We start from the raw sequence: 20,114 nt of genomic DNA, 5'->3' as shown, positions 1-20,114 counted from the left end.
AGAAAGGCCCCGCTTACGCAGGGCCTTGTTTATCGCTCATCCAGAGACAATCAGTAGTGATCGTCTTCGTCCTCATCCTTCGGAGAAGACTTCAGCGACTTCAGCTTCGCGAAAACGGCATCGGCGTCGATTTCCTTCTCCTCTTCGCGCTCATGGCTCGTCAGACGCTCGGTCTCATGCGCAGACTGCAAGGTTGCACCAAGCTCGGCTGCCGTTGGCAGCGGACGGCCCTTTGCCGCCTTTTCGACTTCCATGTCGAGGTCGATCTGGCTGCAAAGACCGAGTGTTACCGGGTCCATCGGCGCCAGATTTGCAGAGTTCCAGTGAGTGCGTTCGCGAATCTGCTCGATGGTCGACTTCGTCGTGCCGACGAGGCGGGAAATCTGCGCATCCTTCAGTTCCGGATGATTGCGCACCAGCCAGAGAATGGCGTTTGGGCGATCCTGGCGCTTGGAAACCGGCGTGTAGCGCGGGCCACGGCGCTTGGATTCGGGCACGCGAACTTTGGGCTCGGAGAGTTTAAGCTTGTGTGCCGGGTTCTTTTCGGCACGGGCGATTTCGTCGCGGGAAAGCTGGCCGGTCGCAATCGGGTCGAGACCCTTGATGCCCTGCGCGGCTTCGCCATCGGCAATCGCCTTCACTTCGAGCGGATGCAGTTTGCAGAACTGTGCGATCTGGTCGAATGACAGGGCTGTGTTGTCGACGAGCCAGATGGCGGTCGCCTTCGGCATGAGCAATTGTTGAGCCATGGATATAGTCCTTCTGTCGTCCGCGCCGGTGTCGCGGTCCGTGGATTGTCACCACTATGTCCGGGAAATATGGCGCTATATAACCGCAGTGACGCAGAATTGCAATTGATCACGAATGAAATGACCTTTGTCTAATTGCCGGGCAAATTCGACCTGCTATGAATGCCTAGAGCCAGTCCGGATTGCGTCGTTCCGTCCGGTGTCCGAGTGAGGAGGAGTTCCATGTCCGAAAAGATCTACCCGGTGCAAAAACCGGTGAAGAACCATGCGCTTATCGATAAGGCCAAGTACGAGCAATGGTACGAGGAAAGCGTCGAGAACCCTGACAAGTTCTGGGGCAAGCATGGCAAACGGATCGATTGGTTCAAACCCTACACGAAGGTCAAGAACACGTCTTTCACCGGCCGGGTCCAGATCAAGTGGTTCGAGGACGGGCAGACGAACGTTTCGTACAACTGTATCGACCGGCACCTGAAGACCAACGGCAATCAGACGGCGATCATCTTCGAGGGCGACAATCCCTACGTCGACAAGAAGATCACCTACAACGAGCTCTATGAGCAGGTTTGCCGTATGGCGAACGTCATGAAGAAGCACGGCGTCAAGAAGGGTGATCGCGTTACCATCTATATGCCGATGATTCCCGAGGCGGCCTATGCGATGCTCGCCTGCGCCCGCATCGGCGCAGTTCATTCGGTCGTGTTCGGCGGCTTCTCGCCGGAAGCGCTGGCCGGTCGTATTGTCGACTGCGAGTCCACCTTTGTGATCACCTGCGACGAAGGCGTGCGCGGCGGCAAGCCGGTACCGCTGAAAGACAATACCGATACGGCAATCCATATCGCCGCCCGTCAGCATGTCATCGTCGACAAGGTCCTCGTGGTGCGGCGTACCGGTGGCAAGACCGGCTGGGCGCCGGGCCGCGACATCTGGTACCATCAGGAAGTCGCTACGGTTAAGCCTGAATGCCCGCCGGTGAAGATGAAGGCGGAGGATCCGCTGTTCATCCTCTACACCTCTGGCTCCACCGGAAAGCCGAAAGGCGTGTTGCATACGACGGGCGGCTACCTCGTCTACGCGGCGATGACCCATGAATATGTGTTCGACTATCACCCAGGCGATATCTACTGGTGCACCGCCGACGTGGGCTGGGTGACCGGGCACTCCTACATCGTCTACGGTCCGCTTGCGAACTGTGCGACGACGCTGATGTTCGAAGGCGTGCCGAATTTCCCGGATCAGGGCCGGTTCTGGGAGGTCATCGACAAACACAAGGTCAATATCTTCTACACAGCGCCGACGGCGATCCGCTCGCTAATGGGTGCTGGCGACCACTTCGTCACGCGCTCGTCGCGCTCCAGCCTGCGTCTGCTCGGAACGGTTGGCGAGCCGATCAATCCGGAAGCGTGGGAATGGTACTATAACGTCGTCGGCGACAAGCGTTGCCCTGTCATCGATACGTGGTGGCAGACGGAAACCGGCGGTCACATGATCACGCCGCTGCCGGGCGCGACTGACCTGAAGCCGGGTTCGGCGACGATGCCATTCTTCGGCGTCAAGCCGCAGCTGGTCGACAATGAAGGCAATGTGCTCGAAGGCGCCGCCGACGGGAACCTCTGCATCACCGACAGCTGGCCGGGGCAGATGCGCACCGTCTATGGCGACCACGAGCGCTTCATCCAGACGTACTTCTCGACCTACAAGGGCAAGTATTTCACCGGCGATGGCTGCCGACGGGATGAGGACGGCTACTACTGGATCACCGGTCGTGTCGATGACGTGCTGAACGTCTCGGGGCACCGCCTGGGCACCGCCGAGGTCGAATCCGCTCTCGTTTCGCACAACCTTGTGTCGGAGGCAGCCGTCGTTGGGTATCCGCACCCGATCAAGGGCCAGGGCATCTATTGCTACGTTACTCTAATGGCGGGCAATGAAGGCTCGGACGATTTGCGCCAGCAACTGGTCAAGCATGTTCGCAGCGAAATCGGCCCAATCGCAGCACCCGACAAGATACAGTTTGCACCGGGGCTTCCGAAGACCCGTTCAGGTAAGATCATGCGCCGTATCCTGCGCAAGATCGCCGAGGACGACTTCGGCTCTTTGGGCGATACCTCGACGCTTGCTGATCCCGCCGTTGTTGACGATCTGATCGCCAACCGCCAGAACAAGGCGACAGCCTAGGCAAAAGCCGCTCCGAGCGATCGGGCGGCTTCAGTTCTCTTCGGGACAGATTACGCGCGGCTTTCGGCCGCCATCATAGGCCCCCACGACCCCCCGCCCAACAGATCTTGAGCCGGATTCCTGCCATCTGAAAGCGTTACGTTTGCCAGGATGCGGTCAAAATACTTGTCGCCGGCAATCTGCGTCAGCCGGATCTCGGGTGATCCGGATGTCAGGTCCTCCAGGGGTGGCGCGCGCCGATCCCTGCCCGCCTTATTTCAGCGCATTTGGAGTGCATCTCCGGCGCATCGATGCCGCGAATTCGAACATAGACTTCCATCGTTCGCTGTGGCCAAGGGCGCGGGCTTCGACCAGCAGCGTATCGCCATCAATTACCCTCAGGATTTCAGCCGATACCGGCCCCGCTATTTCGTCGCGTGCCTCGGACGTGACCGGAGCTACGACAAAGGCCAGTGCGACAAGGGAAGCAATCTTCCTCATGGGAGGAATAAATTCCGGTTGCGGAGAAAGTCAATAGGAGTATTTACTTAGAAGTCGATCGCTCTGCCGTTGATTTCCCAGTCCCCGAAGCGGGAGGGATCGGCACCGCCGCGGCCACCTATCTCTGGCGGCATTTCTACCGGCTTCTCGTTTCGGCGACGCTCTTCCGCCTCGGCAAGCGCGCGCTTGGCAGCCGGCGAGAGCAACTTGCGGGAAGCCTCGGCGGCTTCAGTCGCTAGGGTATCGTTGTTGTCATTATCCGCTGCCTGCATCACGCGATTCCGCCTAGAAATATTGAAAATGGCTGGTGAATGACCAAATCATAGTGCGCCGGCGCCGCAATTGAAACCCTTTGGCCTTGCGCGGATCCGCTTGGGCGTATTTTGGAGATAACAATGAACCTCGTCCGCACAGCCATGTTGCTCGCCTTCATGACGGCCTTGTTCATGGCCGTCGGCTTTCTGATCGGCGGGCGCGGCGGCATGATGATCGCGTTCGTGATCGCGGCCGGGATGAACTTCTTTTCCTACTGGAATTCCGACCGCATGGTGCTGTCGGCCTATCACGCGCAGGAGATCGACGAGCGCAATGCCCCGGAGTTCTTCGCGATCATAAGGGATTTGTCGCGCAATGCCGGTCTGCCCATGCCCAAGGTCTATCTCTACGACAGCCCGCAACCAAATGCCTTCGCGACGGGTCGCAATCCCGAGAACGCTGCCGTTGCCGCGTCCACCGGCCTGCTGAGCGCACTGACGCCGGAAGAGGTCGCAGGCGTCATGGCGCATGAGCTCGCCCACGTGCAAAACCGCGACACCTTGACGATGACGATCACCGCGACGCTCGCCGGCGCGATCTCAATGCTGGGTAATTTTGCGTTCTTCTTCAGTGGCAACCGGGAAAACAACAACAATCCGCTCGGTTTCATAGGGGTGTTGCTGGCGATGATCGTCGCGCCGCTCGCCGCGATGATGGTTCAGATGGCCATCAGCCGGACGCGCGAATACTCGGCCGATCGCCGTGGCGCGGAGATTTGTGGCAATCCGCTGTGGCTTGCTTCGGCGCTTGCCAAGATCGCGCGGAGCGCGTCGCATGTGCCGAACTACGATGCCGAGCGCAACCCGGCAACTGCCCATATGTTCATCATCAATCCGCTGACCGGCGCCGGCATGGACAATCTGTTCTCCACACATCCGAACACGGAGAACCGGATTGCGGCGCTGCAGGAAATGGCACGCAGCGGCATGAATGTCTCGACGCCGCCGGTTCGCGCTGATAATTCGATGCGCAAATCGCGCTCGGTTCCGAATACCGGTCTTGGTCGCGGTGGTTCACAACCGCCGAAAGGTCCGTGGTCTTGAATTCAGACGGCAAGAAAAAGTCATTTCGTAAAGCAAAGCCTTCCAACTCGGGGCCTGTCCTTGCGCCAGCAAAACCCGGATTGCAGGTTCGTGCCGCTGCCGCCAAGATCCTTGCAGCCGTCGTGGACCGGAAGCTCCCGCTTGACGGCGCCTTGGACAATGAGCATGGCAATCCAGCCTACAAGGCTCTGAACGAGGGTGACCGCGCACTGGTGCGTGCCATTCTCAATGCGACGCTGCGCCATTTGCCGCGCATAGATGCCGCGATCTCCCTCCTGCTCGAATCGCCGCTTCCCGAAGGCGCGCGAGCATTGCATCACGTTCTCGCGATTGCCGCGGCGCAGATCCTCTACCTTGATGTGCCGGATCATGCCGCAGTCGACCTCGCAGTTGAGCAATCAAATCAGGACCCGCGGAATCGCCGCTTTGCCAGGCTGGTAAATGCCGTCCTACGCCGTCTTGGACGCGAGAAAGAGGATGTCCTGGCTGAAATCAACGCCATTCCGGTCATGCCGGAATGGTTTCTTAAAAGGCTCGAAAGGGCCTACGGCAAGGAAAGGGCACGATCGATCTCTGAATCGCAGCTCGAGCCGGCCGCAATTGATCTTACCGTCAAAACGGACGCGCGGAGCTGGGCGCAGCGTTTGGGCGGTCTTGTGCTGCCGACCGGTGGTGTTCGGCTGGCCGCCTTCGAGGGCGGCATTCCCTCACTCGAGGGATTTGCGGAGGGCGCATGGTGGGTTCAGGACGCAGCCGCCAGTATCCCTGCTCAGCTCTTCGGTGACTTGGCGGGAAAACGCGTTGCGGATTTGTGTGCAGCGCCTGGCGGAAAGACGGCCCAGTTGATCCTTGCTGGGGGTGACGTTACGGCGGTCGAGCAATCCGAAAACCGTATCAAGCGTTTGCGAGCCAATCTGGATCGGCTAGCGTTGAGTGGCGAAACGGTTGCCAGCGACCTGACGAAATACCAGCCAGCGGAACTGTTCGATGCCATACTGCTGGATGCGCCGTGCTCATCGACGGGGACGACGCGCCGACATCCCGACGTTCTCTGGGTCAAGGGGCCGGACGACATCGCGAAACTTGCTGCGCTTCAAGAACGCCTGCTGCGCCACGCGATAACCTTGCTGAAGCCGGGCGGCACAATTGTCTTTTCCAATTGCTCGCTTGATCCGACCGAGGGAGAAGAGGTAGCCGCTCGCGTCCTTGCGGATACACCGATGCTCGAGCGTGTCGCCATTGATGCCAAGCGCTGGCCGGGACTGGAGTGTGCCATCAGCCGCCTCGGAGAATTCCGTACGACGCCCGACATGTTGGAGGTTCCCGCCGGTTTTGCGGGTGGCCTTGACGGCTTCTACGCCGTCGTTATGCGCCGTGTTGCCTGATCGAATGGCAACTGGCATAGTTGAGCCCCCGTCATAATTTGATACGTAAGTGTCACGGATTCCGGGCTTATTCACTTATTCTTAACGACACGGGTCAATAGACAATAAACATGTGGTCCGGGTTCTCGGCTCTTTACTTGGGAGAGGCTTGGCGGCGCACGCTGTGCCGCGGAGCACTTCTGCGGCTGCGTCTCTTCCGCCACACGGTTCACGCCCCGGAGCGCTTGATTGTTGCCCCGACCGACCTACGTGCGGTCGATCCGCATGTGGCCGAAGAGATTTTGAACGGCCGCTTCCCGCTTGCCGGACGCCTTCTCGAAACTGGCGGCAAGTCGCCTTTCAATTTCAGCCTTCCGTCCCGATCCTTCGCGTTGCGGCTTCATAGCTTCGGCTGGCTTCGCCATATGCGGACCAAGAAGAGTGACCTTCACTCGAGCGTCGCCCGCTCCATCGTCAACAACTGGCTGTCGCTGCATGGCGGCCGTATCGAGGGTATCGCCTGGGAAATCGATGTCACCGCGCAGCGTGTGATTTCCTGGCTCTCGCACTCGCCCGTTGTTCTTCATAATGCCGATCGCGGCTTCTATCGCCGCTTCCTGCGCTCGCTCGCCTTTCAAGTCCGATTTTTACGCCGAACGGCAAAGTACGCGCCTCCCGGCGAGGTTCGCTTTCGATTGCGGATTGCCCTTGCGATGGCCTCCATTGCAATGCCAACGCGCTCAGGTGCGCTCCGACGTGCTGCCGAAGCATTGGATCGGGAGTTTGACAGCCAGATTCTACCTGACGGAGGTCATGTCTCGCGCAATCCGCGGGTCGGATTGGAGCTGCTCCTCGATCTCCTTCCGCTCCGGCAAACCTACGTCAATCTCGGTCATGACCTGCCGCAAAAACTGATCTCGGGCATCGATCGTATGTATCCGGCCCTGCGCTTCTTCCGGCACCAGGATGGCGATCTCGCGCTTTTTAATGGCGCGACGTCGACTCTTGCGACGGAATTGATGTCGTTGCTGAGATACGACGAGACCGCGGGCGATCCCTTCAAGGCGATGCCCCATTCGCGCTATCAGCGGCTGGCTGCGGGTAGAACCGTGGTCATTGCCGATACCGGATTGCCGCCTGCTGGCAGCCTGTCCCGCACGGCACATGCCGGTTGCCTGTCGTTTGAGATGTCCTCCGGACGGCACCGTTTTATTGTCAATTCCGGATCGCCTAAATTTGCCGGACAGCGTTACGTGCAGAGTGCTCGAACGACTGCTGCGCATAGCACTGTGACTGTCAACGACACCTCATCCAGCCGTTTTGCGCCGTCGGACTTCATTGCGAACGTGATTATTGATGGCGTCAAAACCGTAAGCGTCGATCGCGCGCTCGCCGATGACGGGCGCGACGTAATCAAGGCGAGCCATGACGGCTACCTTAACGCATTTGGTGTTCTGCATGAGCGAGAGCTGACCCTGAACGCCACGGGATTGATCGTTACGGGTTATGATCGACTGGTTGCGCCGGAAGGCAAGGTCGATGAGGCCGTGCGTGCCGTGGCACGCTTCCATGCCCACCCCTCCATCAATCTAAAGCAGTTCGACAAAGAGTCGGTGATGATGACGGCGCCCGATGGAGAAACATGGCTGTTCTCCTCGCCCGGCAACGAAGTGCTGATTGGCGAGGACGTCTTCTTTGCCGACGCGTCGGGCGTTTGCGGTTCCGACCAGATCGAGATCGCCTTCTCCTATCCCGACCGACCGGAAATACGCTGGTTTTTATCGCGTAAGAGCTAGCGACTGTTTCCGCGGCGGCAAAGCTGTGCTAACGCGGCGCCATCATCCGCTTATCCCTCGCCGGATATCTCCTGAAGACCAAACGGAGAAGCCTCATGGCCGTTGTTTCCAAGAAAATCCCCGCACCCGACAAGGTCGCCGTCAAGACAGCGTTGCTTTCGGTATCCGATAAGACCGGTATCGTCGAGCTCGCGCGCGCACTTGCCGATAAGGGCGTTCGCCTCCTGTCAACAGGTGGTACTCACAAGGCAATTGCAGCCGCCGGACTTGCGGTGACCGATGTTTCCGACGTCACAGGGTTTCCTGAGATCATGGATGGTCGGGTCAAGACCTTGCATCCGAAAGTGCACGGCGGCCTGCTTGCCATTCGCGATGACGCGGAGCACCAAGCTGCGATGAAGGCGCACGGCATCGAGGGTATCGACCTCGTCGTCATCAATCTTTATCCGTTCGAGGACGTTCGTGCTGCCGGCGGTGACTATCCGACGACCGTCGAGAATATCGATATCGGCGGTCCCGCGATGATCCGTGCGTCGGCCAAGAACCACGCCTATGTGACGATCCTGACCGATCCGGCGGACTATGCCGAGCTACTCGAACAGCTCGCTTCCGACGCCGGCCGGACTGCCTACGGCTTCCGCCAACGGATGGCAGCCAAGGCGTTTGCTCGCACGGCTGCCTATGATTCGATGATCTCCAACTGGTTTGCCGAGGCGCTTTCGATAGACACCCCGCGTCATCGCGTCATGGGCGGTGTGCTCAAGGAGGAGATGCGGTACGGCGAGAACCCGCACCAGAAGGCGGCATTCTATGTGACCGGCGAGCGTCGCCCCGGCGTCGCTACCGCGTCACTGCTTCAGGGCAAGCAGCTCTCCTACAACAACATCAACGACACCGATGCGGCCTACGAGCTCGTCGCCGAGTTCCTGCCGGAAAGGTCAGCAGCCTGCGCGATCATCAAGCACGCAAATCCCTGCGGCGTGGCGACCGGTTCCAGCCTGCTCGAAGCTTACAAGCGCGCGCTTGCCTGCGACTCCGTTTCCGCCTTTGGCGGCATCATCGCCCTTAACCAGACGCTCGATGCGGAAACGGCGGAAGAGATCATCAAGCTCTTCACTGAAGTCATCATCGCGCCCGATGTGACCGAGGAGGCGAAAGCCATCGTCGCACGCAAGGCAAACCTACGTCTGCTGACTGCAGGCGGGCTCCCGGATCCGCGGTCTGCCGGTTTGACGGCGAAAACCGTCTCCGGCGGCTTGCTCGTGCAGAGCCGAGACAACGGCATGGTCGAGGATCTGGAGCTGAAGGTAGTTACCAAGCGTGCGCCGACCCAGCAGGAACTCGAGGACATGAAATTTGCCTTCAAGGTCGCCAAGCATGTCAAGTCGAACGCCGTGGTCTATGCCAAGGACGGGCAGACGGCCGGCATCGGTGCAGGCCAGATGAGCCGCGTGGATTCTGCGCGGATCGCCGGCCTGAAGGCCGAGGAAGCTGCCAGGTCTCTCGGGCTCACAGAGCCGCTGACGCACGGTTCGGCCGTTGCGTCGGAGGCCTTCCTGCCCTTTGCCGATGGCTTGCTGTCGATGATCGCAGCCGGTGCGACGGCGGTTATCCAGCCGGGTGGATCGATGCGCGACCAGGAAGTGATCGACGCTGCCAATGAGCACAATGTCGCAATGGTCTTTACTGGCATGCGGCACTTCCGCCACTAAGCGGGCAGGCCGCCGTTACGCCCTGTCCGCAGGATAGGGCGTACGGACAAGCAGGATCAGCCCTGCGGCCAAAAAGAGTACAAGTGTTGCCATTCCAAGCCGCGACGAGCCCGTCAGATAGGTCACGGCGGAGAAGAACAGTGTCGCCAGGAAGCTTGTGGCGCGCCCTGAAAGCGCATAGATGCCGAAATAGCGGCCCGCCTCGTTCAGGCTTACGCTTCGTGCGAGATAGGAGCGTGACGACGCCTGCACCGGGCCGAAGGCAAGGCCGATCAGCAGGCCGTAGGCGATGTATGCTTTCTCGGCCGCCGTCCCGAAGAGTCCGCCGGAATCGGCGGTCGCCAGTTCGAGCAGACCGAAGAGCGTGTATCCCGGCCCCGTCGACACAATGCCCACGGTTGCAAGCAATAGCATCGCCAAGCTGATGACAATTGTCGACTTGGATCCGATACGTCGATCGACCCGGCCTGCAATGATGCAGCCGAAGATTGCGACGACGTTGAGTATGATCCCATAGATCCCGATTTCGATCGTCGCCCAGCCGAACATTCCTGCGGCAAAGGCGCCACCAAGTATCAGCAGTCCGTTGACGCCATCCTGATAGATCATGCGAGCGATCAGGAAATGAAGAATGCCTCGGCGGTGCTTGAGCTCGCCAAGCGTGCTTTTCAGCTCGGCAAGGCCGGTTCGCACCGCTGCGCCGAATGGAAGGCCCTTGCTGATATCCGGCGTGAAAAAGAACATCGGAAGAATAAAGATCAGGTACCAGACGGCCGAGATCGGCCCGGTGATGCGGGCATCTTCCCCTTGGTGCGGATCAAGACCGAACAAGGGATCAAGACCAAGAATTGTTTTGCCGGATTCTAGATTTCCCGCAAGCAGGACGACCACGGCGATCAGGACGATCATCCCGCCAAGATAGCCAAGACCCCAGGCCGTATTGGACAACTTGCCGACCTCGTCTTTGCTGACGAGCCGCGGCATCATGGAGTCGTTGAAGACGATCGAGAACTCGGCCGCGATCGACGCCAGGATCATGAAGGTTACTGGGTAGACCAGCGGCGAACCCGGTGACGCAAGCCAGAGGCCGAAGAGGCTCGTAATCTTCATGACGGCGAAAAAAGCGATCCAAGGTTTTCGCGCGCCGGACTGGTCTGCAATCGAACCCAGGACGGGCGACAAGATGGCGATGATGACCGAAGAGATCGTCGCCATGTTGCTCCACATCGCCTGAGCGGAGACCGGATCGGCCGTCAGGCGTGACACGAAGTACGGGCCGAAGATAAAGGTCGTCACGACCGTGAAGAATGGCTGGGCTGCCCAGTCGAAGAGCATCCAGCTCCAGATGCCCTTCTCCGATGCCCTAGCCGGCTGAGTTCCCGTCCAGTCGATGCGATTCACAATCCGCTCCTGATTCCGAGCGGAACTGTCTCACCTCGCCCCGTCGCGCGCAAGGTCGGTCAACAGACCCGCTGCCACGGTGATCCGGGCAAGATTCGGATCGCCGCTGTCACTCAACCCGGATAGTTCCTCTGCAATCCGGTTGATTCTGATGCGATCGCCGGCATGCCAAGCCTGAACCGGAAGCTTGTCCTTTCCATGGTTTGCGAGCGCCGAGATGACGATATCGCGTCTCGCGCTGGCGATCTGGTCGATGCTGCGTGCCAGCGCCAGATTCTCGTAGTGGTCGGCCGAGATGATGCGCGACCCGGCGGCGAGCAACCGCCCGATCCGGAATGTCTGTGAGACGGCGAAATAGCTTTCCGCTGCGCGAGCCAGTGGTTCGCCCGTGCGTTCGGCGATCTGCATGATCTCAGGCACGAGCGCAAAGCCGAGGAGCCCCGAGATTTCGGCAGCCAGCTTGTCGGGCACGCCGGCCTCGCGATATTCTTGGCGGCGTGCCTCGAGCTCGGGTACTGTCTGGCTGGCGAAAATCGGCTTGAGCTTCTTCAGGGCTGCTTGAAGTCCCTCGATGGTGGCAGCCATATCGCCCTTGACCATCTGCGTCTTCAGAAGGAGGCGCGTCAACACCGTGAAGGTGTGGCTGATTTCCTCGTAGATGCGGTTCTGCATCTGGCCGCCGATCTTTCCGTCCAGCGCATCCGTCTCCGTCCAGAGCCGTCCCAGATCGAAGCCATCACGGGCAATGATTGCCGCCCGAACAACCTCCGGTGCGGATGCTGCTGTGGCATCCATCATGCTGACAGCGAAGCCAGGGCCGCCGCGGTTAATGGCCTCGTTGGCGAGCACGGTCGCAATGATCTCGCGTTTCAGACGATGGGCGTCGATGTCGGACGCATTCGTCTTGCGCATCTTTGCGGGGAAGTAGTTCGAAAGCGTTGCGGTGAAATAGGGATCATCAGGCAAATCGCTGGCGGCTAGGGCATCAAACAACACGATCTTGGCATAGGAAAGCAGAACGCCAATCTCGGGTCGTGTCAGCGGCTTGCCCGCGGCATAGCGCTCGGCAAGGGCCGTATCGTCAGGTAGCGTCTCAACCTTCCGGTTCAACTGCTTGGCGCTTTCGAGCACCGTCATGAGCCGGGCAAGTTCCAGTCCGTTTGCCGTGCCCTTGCGCTCCGTCAGCGAAATCGCCAGAGACTGCAAATAGTTGTTCCTGAGCACCAGCTTTGCGACCTCATCCGTCATTGATGACAGGAGCTGGTCGCGTTTTGCCCGCGTGAGGCGATTATCGTGCATCGCGGCGGCAAGCGCGATCTTGATGTTGACTTCGACGTCCGACGTATTGACGCCAGCCGAATTGTCGATCGCGTCGGAATTGCAGCGCCCGCCCCTCAGGCCGTAGGCAATACGGCCCTTCTGCGTCACACCGAGATTCGCGCCCTCGCCGATTACCTTGGCGCGCACGTCTTCCGCCGCAACGCGAATGGGATCGTTGGCACGGTCGCCAACCTCGGCGTCTGTTTCGGACGGCGCCTTGACATAGGTGCCGATGCCGCCAAACCAGAGCAGATCGACCGGGCTCTTCAAAATGGCCGTCATGATCTCGAACGGCGTTGCCACGGCTTTGTCGATGCCGATCGCAGCCACTGCTTCCGGCGTCAGCGTGACCGACTTCGCCGATCGCGAAATGATCATCGCGCCCTTCGAAAGGACACCCTTGTCGAAATCTTGCCAGCTCGACCGCGCTAGATTGAAAAGCCGCTGCCGTTCTGCGAGCGTCTTTGCCATATCCGGATCCGGATCGATGAGAATGTCGCGATGGTCGAAAGCGGCGACCAGCCGGATTTTTGGTGACAGCAACATGCCGTTGCCGAACACATCGCCGGACATATCGCCGACACCGGCAACGGTGAAGGGCGTGGTCTGGATGTCGATATCCATTTCACGGAAGTGGCGCTTCACCGTTTCCCAGGCACCGCGGGCGGTGATGCCCATCTTCTTGTGGTCGTAACCGGCCGAGCCACCCGAAGCGAAAGCATCGTCCAGCCAGAAGCCCGCTTCCTGCGCGAGCGCGTTGGCGGTGTCCGAGAAGGTGGCGGTTCCCTTGTCGGCGGCCACGACGAAATAAGGGTCGTCGCCGTCAAGCCTGACCGTGTCCTTTGGCGCCACGATATCGGCGCCGTTGATGTTATCGGTGATCGACAGCAGAGTGCGGATATAGGTCTTGTAGGCTTCGCGACCAGCGTTGAAGATTTCGTCGCGGCTGCCGCCGACCGGCAGCTTCTTCGGATAGAAGCCACCTTTAGCGCCGACTGGCACGATGACGGCGTTCTTGACCTGTTGTGCTTTCACAAGCCCCAGCACTTCGGTTCGATAGTCTTCAGCGCGGTCAGACCAACGCAGGCCCCCACGCGCCACCTTGCCGAAGCGCAGGTGTACGCCTTCGACTTCGACGCCATAGACGAACATCTCGCGGAATGGTCGCGGTTCGGGCAATCCGTCGACCAGATGCGGATCGAGTTTGAAGGCCAGCATCGCTTTCGGCGAGCCATCCTGATCGTGCTGGAAGTAGTTGGTCCGCAGTGTCGCGTCCACGACGTTGACGTAGCGGCGCAGGATTCGATCATCGTCGAGACTCGGCACATCGGAGAGAGCCGCCTCGATCCTTTGGTGATGCTCGGCCGCCTTCTTGATCCGCGTCTTCTCGGAAATTTTCGGATCGAGCGCGTCGTAAAACAGCCGAAAGATCATCGCTGCGATTACCGGATACTTGTCCAGCGTGGTAGCGATGTAGTCCAGCGAATACGGAATGCCGGCCTGGCGCAGATAGCGGGCATAGGCACGAAGCACGCTGGTTTCGCGCGCAGTCAATCCCGCCGAGACGATCAGGCGGTTGAAGTTGTCATTGTCGATGACGCCGCTGAACGCTGCGAGGAACGCTTCCTCCAACATCTCTCCATGACGATGGAGATCGATTTGGATACCTCCCCGAGGCTCAAGTTCCATATCATGCAGCACCACCAGCGTTTCCGGGCCGCCGTGGAGGGTTACATCGATATCGAATGTTCCCTCGCTTATGACGTTAAAGCCGAGGTTCTCAAGCAAGGGTACGCGGCGGGACAGGGCGAGTTGGCCGCCGGAATGGAAAATCTTCAGGCAAAGCAGCTCAACGCCGTCTTTCTCCCGCGTGTAGAACGTAATGCGGATCGGCTCTCCGGCTGCGCAAGCGGTGATGTCCTCAAGATCATAGAAGGTTTCTTCGGGCGGGAAGAGATCCTGGAACGCGTGGCTTACGTGCAAGCGAGGGGCCTTGGGTCCAGCCAGGGCTTCGAACCGGTCATCCCAACGCGCCGTGATGGCTCGAATTGCCTCCTCGAGTTTTGCTTGCGGCACGCGTGGAGTTTTGCCGCCGGAACGACCGATGATGAAATGAACGCGCGCAACGCCGCCTTCCGGGAAAGCCGGATAATAAGCGGACACGCGGCCATCATAGACGGTCTTCAGATAGGTTCCGATCTTTTCACGCACGATCGAGTCATATTCCTCGCGTGGCACATAAACGATCACCGAAACGAAGCGATCAAAATGATCGATGCGCGGCAGCGCGCGGACACGCGGCCGGTCGGCGAGATCGTTGATCTGTTCTGCAAAGCTCGCCAGAAGGTTCGTGTCGATCTGGAAGAGGTCGTCACGTGGGTAGGATTCCAGCGTATTGTCCAGCATACGGCCCGAGTGACTCATCGGGTCGAAGCCGAAATATTCCTTCACCCGCTCGATCTTCGAGCGAAGCAGCGGGATTTCGCTGGCGAGGGATGTATAGGCGGTTGAGGTGAAAAGGCCGACGATGCGCAATTCGCCGGTTACGTTTCCTTTCGCGTCAAAGCGCTTGACGCCGACATAGTCCATATAGGCGCGTCGATGGACGATCGACTTCACGTTCGCTTTGGTGACGATCAGGAAATCCGGGCCATCGAGGAATGCGAGGATTTCCGGTGTCGTCGTGACAGCGTCCTTACCGGTGCGCAGAACGAGCACGTCGGGGTTTGAAAGGATGCCGAGGCCAGCGCCCTTGTCACGCTCCACCTTTGCGCTCGCGCCTTTGCCCGAGTAGACGTACTCGCGCATCCCGAGAAAGGTAAAGTTGGCATCGCGCAGCCACGTCAGGAAGGCGAGCGCTTCATCGCGTTCCGCTTTCCTGCGGCTGGCATTATAGGCAGAAAGTTCGTCGATCACCGTTCCGAGCTTATCGAGCATCGGTCTCCAGTCGGAAACCGTCACGCGCACCTGCTCGACCACGGTCTTCACGCGCTTGATCAGATCGGCTGCCTGAGCCGTCGTCAGGGGCGCAAGGTGCAGCTGGATATGGCTGACGCGATTGGCCGGTTCGCTCGAGAGGTCGGCCGAGTAAAGTTCAGGCGCTTTGCCGTCCTCCATCACGAGGATCGGATGCACGGCCATGTAGAGGTCGCGATAACTGCTGGTGACCTCGCCCATCACCGATTCATACAAGAACGGCATATTGTGGTCGGTGACCGAAAGAACGGATACGGCAACGCCGTCGGGCTCCACGTCGGCGATGGTGTCGATGGTGATGCGCGCTGAATTGCCTGCCCAGGCTGCTAATTCCTTTGCTGAATGCACGGCAGAAAGTGCCAACATCTCCGGCGTGTAGCGTTCCAGGTCGTCGCCGCTGGCACGCCCGAACAAGAATTCGGGATCGAGGTAGGTTTCCCCGGTTGCGGCCGCGATTTTGGTCGCGCTCTCGAGCTGTTTTTCTCGCTTCGGATTGTTTAGACCAGCCATCGCAGAATACTCCCTCATCTCCTCGATTTGGCGCAAGTTAGCAGAAGATTTGACGAAAGAATCTCTAAAAGAGTGCATTGCCAGGCAGCTTTCATGCGTTTTTGGCGGTCGGAACGCAAATTTTCGAAAGATTTTGCTTCGTTGTATGAATGCCCGAATTTCTCGCGGCGGAAGTTTCCATGTCTGCGTGAAGAGCAGTTGACAGTGGAGCTGCAAAAAGGAGATCAACGGTCATCGAAGGCCGAGTAGAGCATCATGTCAGATAATGCCGCAGGAACCGTCATTGTTATCTCCAGCCATGTTGTGCGTGGGTCCGTCGGAAATCGTGCGGCGGTCTTTGCGCTAGAGACTCTCGGTCATCAAGTCTGGGCGCTGCCGACGATCGTGCTGCCGTGGCACCCCGGCCATGGCCGGTCGACACGGCTCACGTTTGCCGAAGCCGATTTTGACGCGGCGATCGACGATCTCATCCGCGCACCTTGGATCGGTGAAGTGAAGGCTGTTCTTTCAGGGTATTTTGGCAATGCCGGGCAGGCGCGCTCGGTTGCCCGGCTCGTGACAGCTTTGCGCGAGCGGAAGCCGGAGCTGCTTTACGTTTGCGATCCGGTTATGGGCGATCTGGGTGGCCTTTACGTGCCGCAGGCAACGGCCGAGGCAATCAGGGATCATCTGATACCCCTCGCTTCGCTTGCGACGCCTAATCGATTTGAACTCGCCTGGCTCGCTGGGGCCCCGCTGGAGGACAATACGTCGATTATGGATGCTGCCCTGTCGCTCGGTCCGTCCCGCATGCTTGTGACCTCAGCCGTGCCGATGATGGCAGGAGGCACAGGAAATCTCTATCTCTCGGGGCGCCATGCGCTGCTGGCGGAACATCGCCTGATCGACAAGCCGCCGAATGGCCTCGGTGATCTTCTTGCCGCGCTTTTTCTGTCGCGGCTTCTTTCCGGCATGGAGGACGAGAAGGCGCTTCAGCTTGCAACGGCAAGCGTCTACGAGGTGCTTGCCCGCGCCGTGAAGCGGGGGAGTGACGAATTGACGCTGGCAAGCGACGCGTCAAGCCTGGCAACGCCGATGGCGATGGTGCAGATGCGGCGCTTGATGCACCCGACGCAAAGGCGCAAGGGCTGACGTCACGCCCGCGCTTGCTATCTTGCAGTGCGATATTGATCTTGGTGGGCGCAGGCTGTAATCGAAGATCATGCAGCGTTTTCCAAACACCCTTCTCGACGGTTACCGCAACTTTATGAACGGGCGTTATGCGGACGCCCGTGATCGCTACAAAACGCTTGCCGAGCACGGCCAAAACCCAAGCACGCTGGTGGTCGCCTGTTCGGACTCGCGCGCTGCTCCCGAGCTAATCTTCGATGCAGGTCCCGGCGAACTTTTCGTCATCCGCAATGTCGCCAACATGGTGCCGCCCTACGAGCCGGATGGTCATTTTCATGCCACGTCAGCCGCGCTGGAATTTGCGGTTCAGGTTCTGAAGGTTACGGACATCGTTGTCATGGGTCATGGGCGCTGTGGTGGCATCAGGGCGGCGCTCGATCCGAGTGCCGAGCCCCTTTCGCCGGGCGACTTTATCGGACGCTGGATGTCGCTCGTCAGGCCTGCGGCGGAGCAGATCGGCGCCAATGACGTGATGACGCCTGGCGAGCGCCAAACCGCCCTCGAGCGTGTCTCGATCCGCAATTCGATTGAGAATCTCAGGACGTTTCCAGACATCAAGGCCCTGGAAGACGCTGGCAAGATCGCCCTTCACGGTGCCTGGTTCGATATTTCGACGGGAGAACTGTGGGTCATGGACGCCGAAACCCGCGACTTCATTCGTCCCGACGTCTAATTTAGGCTCAAACAAAAAAGCGCCGAACCTCAGCTCGGCGCTCGCGGCTTGCGCTGAATTATTCTCAGTTTCCGTCGATCTGCTGGCCGATATAAGCGATGGCCTGCTGATAGACCGTCGCCGCGTTCCAGCCGGCGATCGCTGCGAAGTTGGGCTCTCCGGGCTGATAGCCGGCACCAGCCTGCCAGCCATGGCCTTTCAGGAAATTAGCAGTAGAGGCAAGCGCATCAGCGCGCGAGCCGACCATATCGACGCGGCCGTCGCCATCACCATCGGCGCCGAAGCGCACGACATTGCGCGGCAGGAACTGCGTCTGTCCGATCTCGCCATGGGCCGCACCGCGCGCCTGCGGGTTGAGGTAACCCTCCGAGACAAGCTGCAGTGCTGCATAGAGCTGATCGGTGAAGTAGTCGGAACGTCGGCAATCGTAGGCGAGGGTCGACACCGCCGACAGCGTATGCTGGTTGCCCATATAGCTGCCGAATCCGGTCTCCATGCCCCAAATCGCGATTAGCGGACCCGCCGGCACGCCGTAACGGCGTTCGATCGACGCAAAGAGAGCGGCATTGGCGCGCTTCATGCCCTTGCCGCGCGAAATAATCGCTGCACCGCCACGCTTCTGCATGAAAGCATCGAAGGAAAGCTTGAAACTCTTCTGGCCGCGGTCAGCGGCAATCGTCGGTCTGTTGTAGGAGACGTTTGCGAAGGCGCGATCAAGAACGGAGGGGCTGACACCGCTTGCAACTGCCTCTTGCTTGAACTCGCCAACCCAGGCCTTAAAACCGGCGCCGTTGTTGCCACACTGGGCTGCCTTGGCTGCTGCAGGAACTGCGTGGAGAATGCAGGCCGCCGAAGCTGCCAACAGAAATCTTGTCATGCGCATGGAGATACCCCGATCCCGATCTGACTAGCCTTCAAACCGGGCCCCGCAGCCCGCTTTCGGCAATATTGTCACCGTCTTTGATTTGGCAAGCGCGGGAAGCCGAGAGCAGCAAACCCGCGCCAGAAAGCCCTTACCTCAATAAGCCGGGCTTAACAAACCATAGTTAACAATTGGTTCAGGCCGCCTGCTTGCGCGGCTTCACAAGTCCGCGATTGATAAGCAGCTCAGCGATCTGAATCGCGTTGAGAGCGGCACCCTTGCGGAGGTTGTCGGAGACCACCCACATGTTCAGGCCGTTCTCGACCGTCGCGTCTTCGCGGATGCGGGAGATATAGGTCGCGTCTTCACCGGCAGACTCGTAGGGCGTGATGTATCCGCCGTTCTCGTGCTTGTCGATGACGAGGCAGCCGGGAGCTTCGCGCAGGATGTCGCGTGCCTGATCAGCCGTGATCTCGCTTTCGAACTCGATGTTGACCGATTCAGAGTGGCCGATGAAGACAGGAACGCGAACTGCCGTGCAGGTCACCTTGATCTTCGGGTCGAGCATCTTCTTGGTCTCGGCGAGAACCTTCCACTCTTCCTTCGTGTAGCCGTCTTCCATGAAGACATCGATATGCGGGATGACGTTGAAGGCGATACGCTTCGTGAACTTCTTGGTCTCGATCGGATCTGCGACGAAGACGGCTCGCGTCTGGTTGAACAGCTCGTCCATACCATCCTTGCCGGCGCCGGAAACGGACTGATAGGTCGAAACGACGACGCGCTTGATCTTGGCGAAGTCGTGAAGTGGCTTGAGCGCCACGACGAGCTGGGCAGTCGAGCAGTTCGGGTTGGCGATGATGTTGCGCTTGCTGAATTGAGTAACGGCGTCCGGATTCACCTCAGGAACGATCAGCGGCACGTCTGCGTCGTAGCGCCATGCCGACGAGTTATCGATGACGACACAACCCTGCGCGCCGATCTTGGGTGACCACTTCTTGGAGACCTCGCCGCCGGCCGACATCAGGCAGATGTCGGTGTCCGAGAAATCGTAATTCTCGAGGTTTGCGACCTTCAGCGTCTTGTCGCCGTAAGAAACCTCAGTGCCCTGTGAGCGCGCAGACGCAAGCGCTACGACTTCATCGGCGGGGAAACCGCGTTCGGAGAGGATATTGAGCATTTCCCGGCCAACATTTCCGGTCGCTCCCGCAACTGCAACTTTAAAACCCATTTCTCAAGCTCTCTTTCTCTTCTCTCCTCTTGTCCGGTGAGGGGGAAGCGCGAAGACATCGCGACTTCCTGTCCCCAGCCGGGCCGGGGAGAGAGCGGCAGGCCAGAGACGTCAGACGGTTTTCGTCGTCGTTTTGGCCTTGGTTTTGGAAGAAACCGGAACGGCAATACCCATCCCGGCACCTTGTGCCCGGTCATTGCATGCAGCAATGGCGTGTTCATCGCGAACCATGGATATTCCTTTTCCGCCGTTGCTCTTAAAAGGTTTTCCACAGGAGTCAAGGTTTTTGCGATCATGATATGCGACGGCGCGGAAGGCGACGATCTCTCAACAG

General features: G+C 59.4%; 15 protein-coding genes. 7 read left to right on the top strand and 8 right to left on the bottom strand.

The features are described from left to right. Positions 1-50 precede the first annotated feature (50 nt). Entirely contained in the window at positions 51-749 is a 699-nt protein-coding gene (locus K9B32_RS21760) for a DUF1013 domain-containing protein (RefSeq protein ID WP_007798173.1), read from the bottom strand. A 222-nt stretch (positions 750-971) separates the two neighbouring features. Here K9B32_RS21760 and acs point away from each other — a divergent pair, with 222 nt between their 5' ends. Then, positions 972-2,927, top strand: coding sequence for an acetate--CoA ligase (acs, locus tag K9B32_RS21755; protein ID WP_224565905.1), 1,956 nt, complete (start codon positions 972-974; stop codon positions 2,925-2,927). Between the two features lie 252 nt (positions 2,928-3,179). Here acs and K9B32_RS21750 read toward each other — a convergent pair whose 3' ends face one another. Together K9B32_RS21750 and K9B32_RS21745 are read right to left on the bottom strand one after the other, a co-directional pair. Continuing rightward, the gene (locus K9B32_RS21750; RefSeq protein ID WP_224565903.1) at positions 3,180-3,407 is read right to left on the bottom strand and encodes a hypothetical protein; all 228 of its coding nucleotides are present in this window, start codon (positions 3,405-3,407) and stop codon (positions 3,180-3,182) included. A 47-nt stretch (positions 3,408-3,454) separates the two neighbouring features. Then, on the bottom strand, positions 3,455-3,679 hold the full coding sequence (locus tag K9B32_RS21745) for a DUF1674 domain-containing protein (protein ID WP_224565901.1): 225 nt from the start codon (positions 3,677-3,679) through the stop codon (positions 3,455-3,457). A 123-nt stretch (positions 3,680-3,802) separates the two neighbouring features. On the opposite strand from K9B32_RS21745, the gene htpX reads away from it, so the two are divergent. The 4 genes from htpX (at position 3,803) to purH (ending at position 9,637) form a co-directional block, all read left to right on the top strand. Further along, positions 3,803-4,765: a zinc metalloprotease HtpX gene (gene htpX, locus K9B32_RS21740; RefSeq protein WP_224565899.1), complete on the top strand. Its 963-nt coding sequence runs from the start codon at positions 3,803-3,805 to the stop codon at positions 4,763-4,765. Further along, positions 4,756-6,150: an RsmB/NOP family class I SAM-dependent RNA methyltransferase gene (locus K9B32_RS21735; RefSeq protein ID WP_224565897.1), complete on the top strand. Its 1,395-nt coding sequence runs from the start codon at positions 4,756-4,758 to the stop codon at positions 6,148-6,150. Before htpX ends, K9B32_RS21735 begins: the two co-directional genes overlap by 10 nt. Positions 6,151-6,260: 110 nt before the next feature. Continuing rightward, a complete protein-coding gene (locus K9B32_RS21730) occupies positions 6,261-7,925 on the top strand; it encodes a heparinase II/III family protein (RefSeq protein ID WP_224565895.1) in 1,665 nt (554 codons plus the stop codon). A gap of 95 nt (positions 7,926-8,020) precedes the next feature. Continuing rightward, positions 8,021-9,637 carry a bifunctional phosphoribosylaminoimidazolecarboxamide formyltransferase/IMP cyclohydrolase gene (gene purH, locus K9B32_RS21725; protein WP_224565893.1) on the top strand — a complete coding sequence of 539 codons (1,617 nt, stop codon included), beginning with the start codon at positions 8,021-8,023 and terminating at the stop codon, positions 9,635-9,637. A 15-nt stretch (positions 9,638-9,652) separates the two neighbouring features. On the opposite strand, the gene K9B32_RS21720 is transcribed toward purH, so the two are convergent. Continuing rightward, the gene (locus K9B32_RS21720) at positions 9,653-11,041 is read right to left on the bottom strand and encodes an MFS transporter (RefSeq protein WP_224566017.1); all 1,389 of its coding nucleotides are present in this window, start codon (positions 11,039-11,041) and stop codon (positions 9,653-9,655) included. A gap of 27 nt (positions 11,042-11,068) precedes the next feature. After that, positions 11,069-15,844, bottom strand: coding sequence for an NAD-glutamate dehydrogenase (locus tag K9B32_RS21715; protein WP_224565891.1), 4,776 nt, complete (start codon positions 15,842-15,844; stop codon positions 11,069-11,071). A 255-nt stretch (positions 15,845-16,099) separates the two neighbouring features. Here K9B32_RS21715 and pdxY point away from each other — a divergent pair, with 255 nt between their 5' ends. Beyond that, the gene (gene pdxY, locus K9B32_RS21710; protein ID WP_224565889.1) at positions 16,100-16,975 is read left to right on the top strand and encodes a pyridoxal kinase PdxY; all 876 of its coding nucleotides are present in this window, start codon (positions 16,100-16,102) and stop codon (positions 16,973-16,975) included. A gap of 70 nt (positions 16,976-17,045) precedes the next feature. Further along, positions 17,046-17,687: a carbonic anhydrase gene (locus K9B32_RS21705; protein WP_224565887.1), complete on the top strand. Its 642-nt coding sequence runs from the start codon at positions 17,046-17,048 to the stop codon at positions 17,685-17,687. Between the two features lie 64 nt (positions 17,688-17,751). On the opposite strand, the gene K9B32_RS21700 is transcribed toward K9B32_RS21705, so the two are convergent. The 3 genes from K9B32_RS21700 to K9B32_RS21690 all read right to left on the bottom strand — a co-directional run bounded on the left by K9B32_RS21700 (position 17,752) and on the right by K9B32_RS21690 (position 20,104). Further along, positions 17,752-18,570, bottom strand: coding sequence for a lytic transglycosylase domain-containing protein (locus K9B32_RS21700; RefSeq protein WP_224565885.1), 819 nt, complete (start codon positions 18,568-18,570; stop codon positions 17,752-17,754). Between the two features lie 175 nt (positions 18,571-18,745). Continuing rightward, positions 18,746-19,780, bottom strand: a complete 1,035-nt coding sequence (locus K9B32_RS21695) for an aspartate-semialdehyde dehydrogenase (RefSeq protein ID WP_224565883.1) — start codon at positions 19,778-19,780, stop codon at positions 18,746-18,748. A 111-nt stretch (positions 19,781-19,891) separates the two neighbouring features. Then, positions 19,892-20,104 carry a hypothetical protein gene (locus K9B32_RS21690; RefSeq protein WP_224566015.1) on the bottom strand — a complete coding sequence of 71 codons (213 nt, stop codon included), beginning with the start codon at positions 20,102-20,104 and terminating at the stop codon, positions 19,892-19,894. Positions 20,105-20,114: the final 10 nt, after the last annotated feature.

Source organism: Rhizobium sp. 3T7, from assembly GCF_020166565.1.
Classification (GTDB): domain Bacteria; phylum Pseudomonadota; class Alphaproteobacteria; order Rhizobiales; family Rhizobiaceae; genus Rhizobium.
Note: the sequence above shows the minus strand (reverse complement) of the source record. Positions and strands in the feature narration are given on the sequence as shown.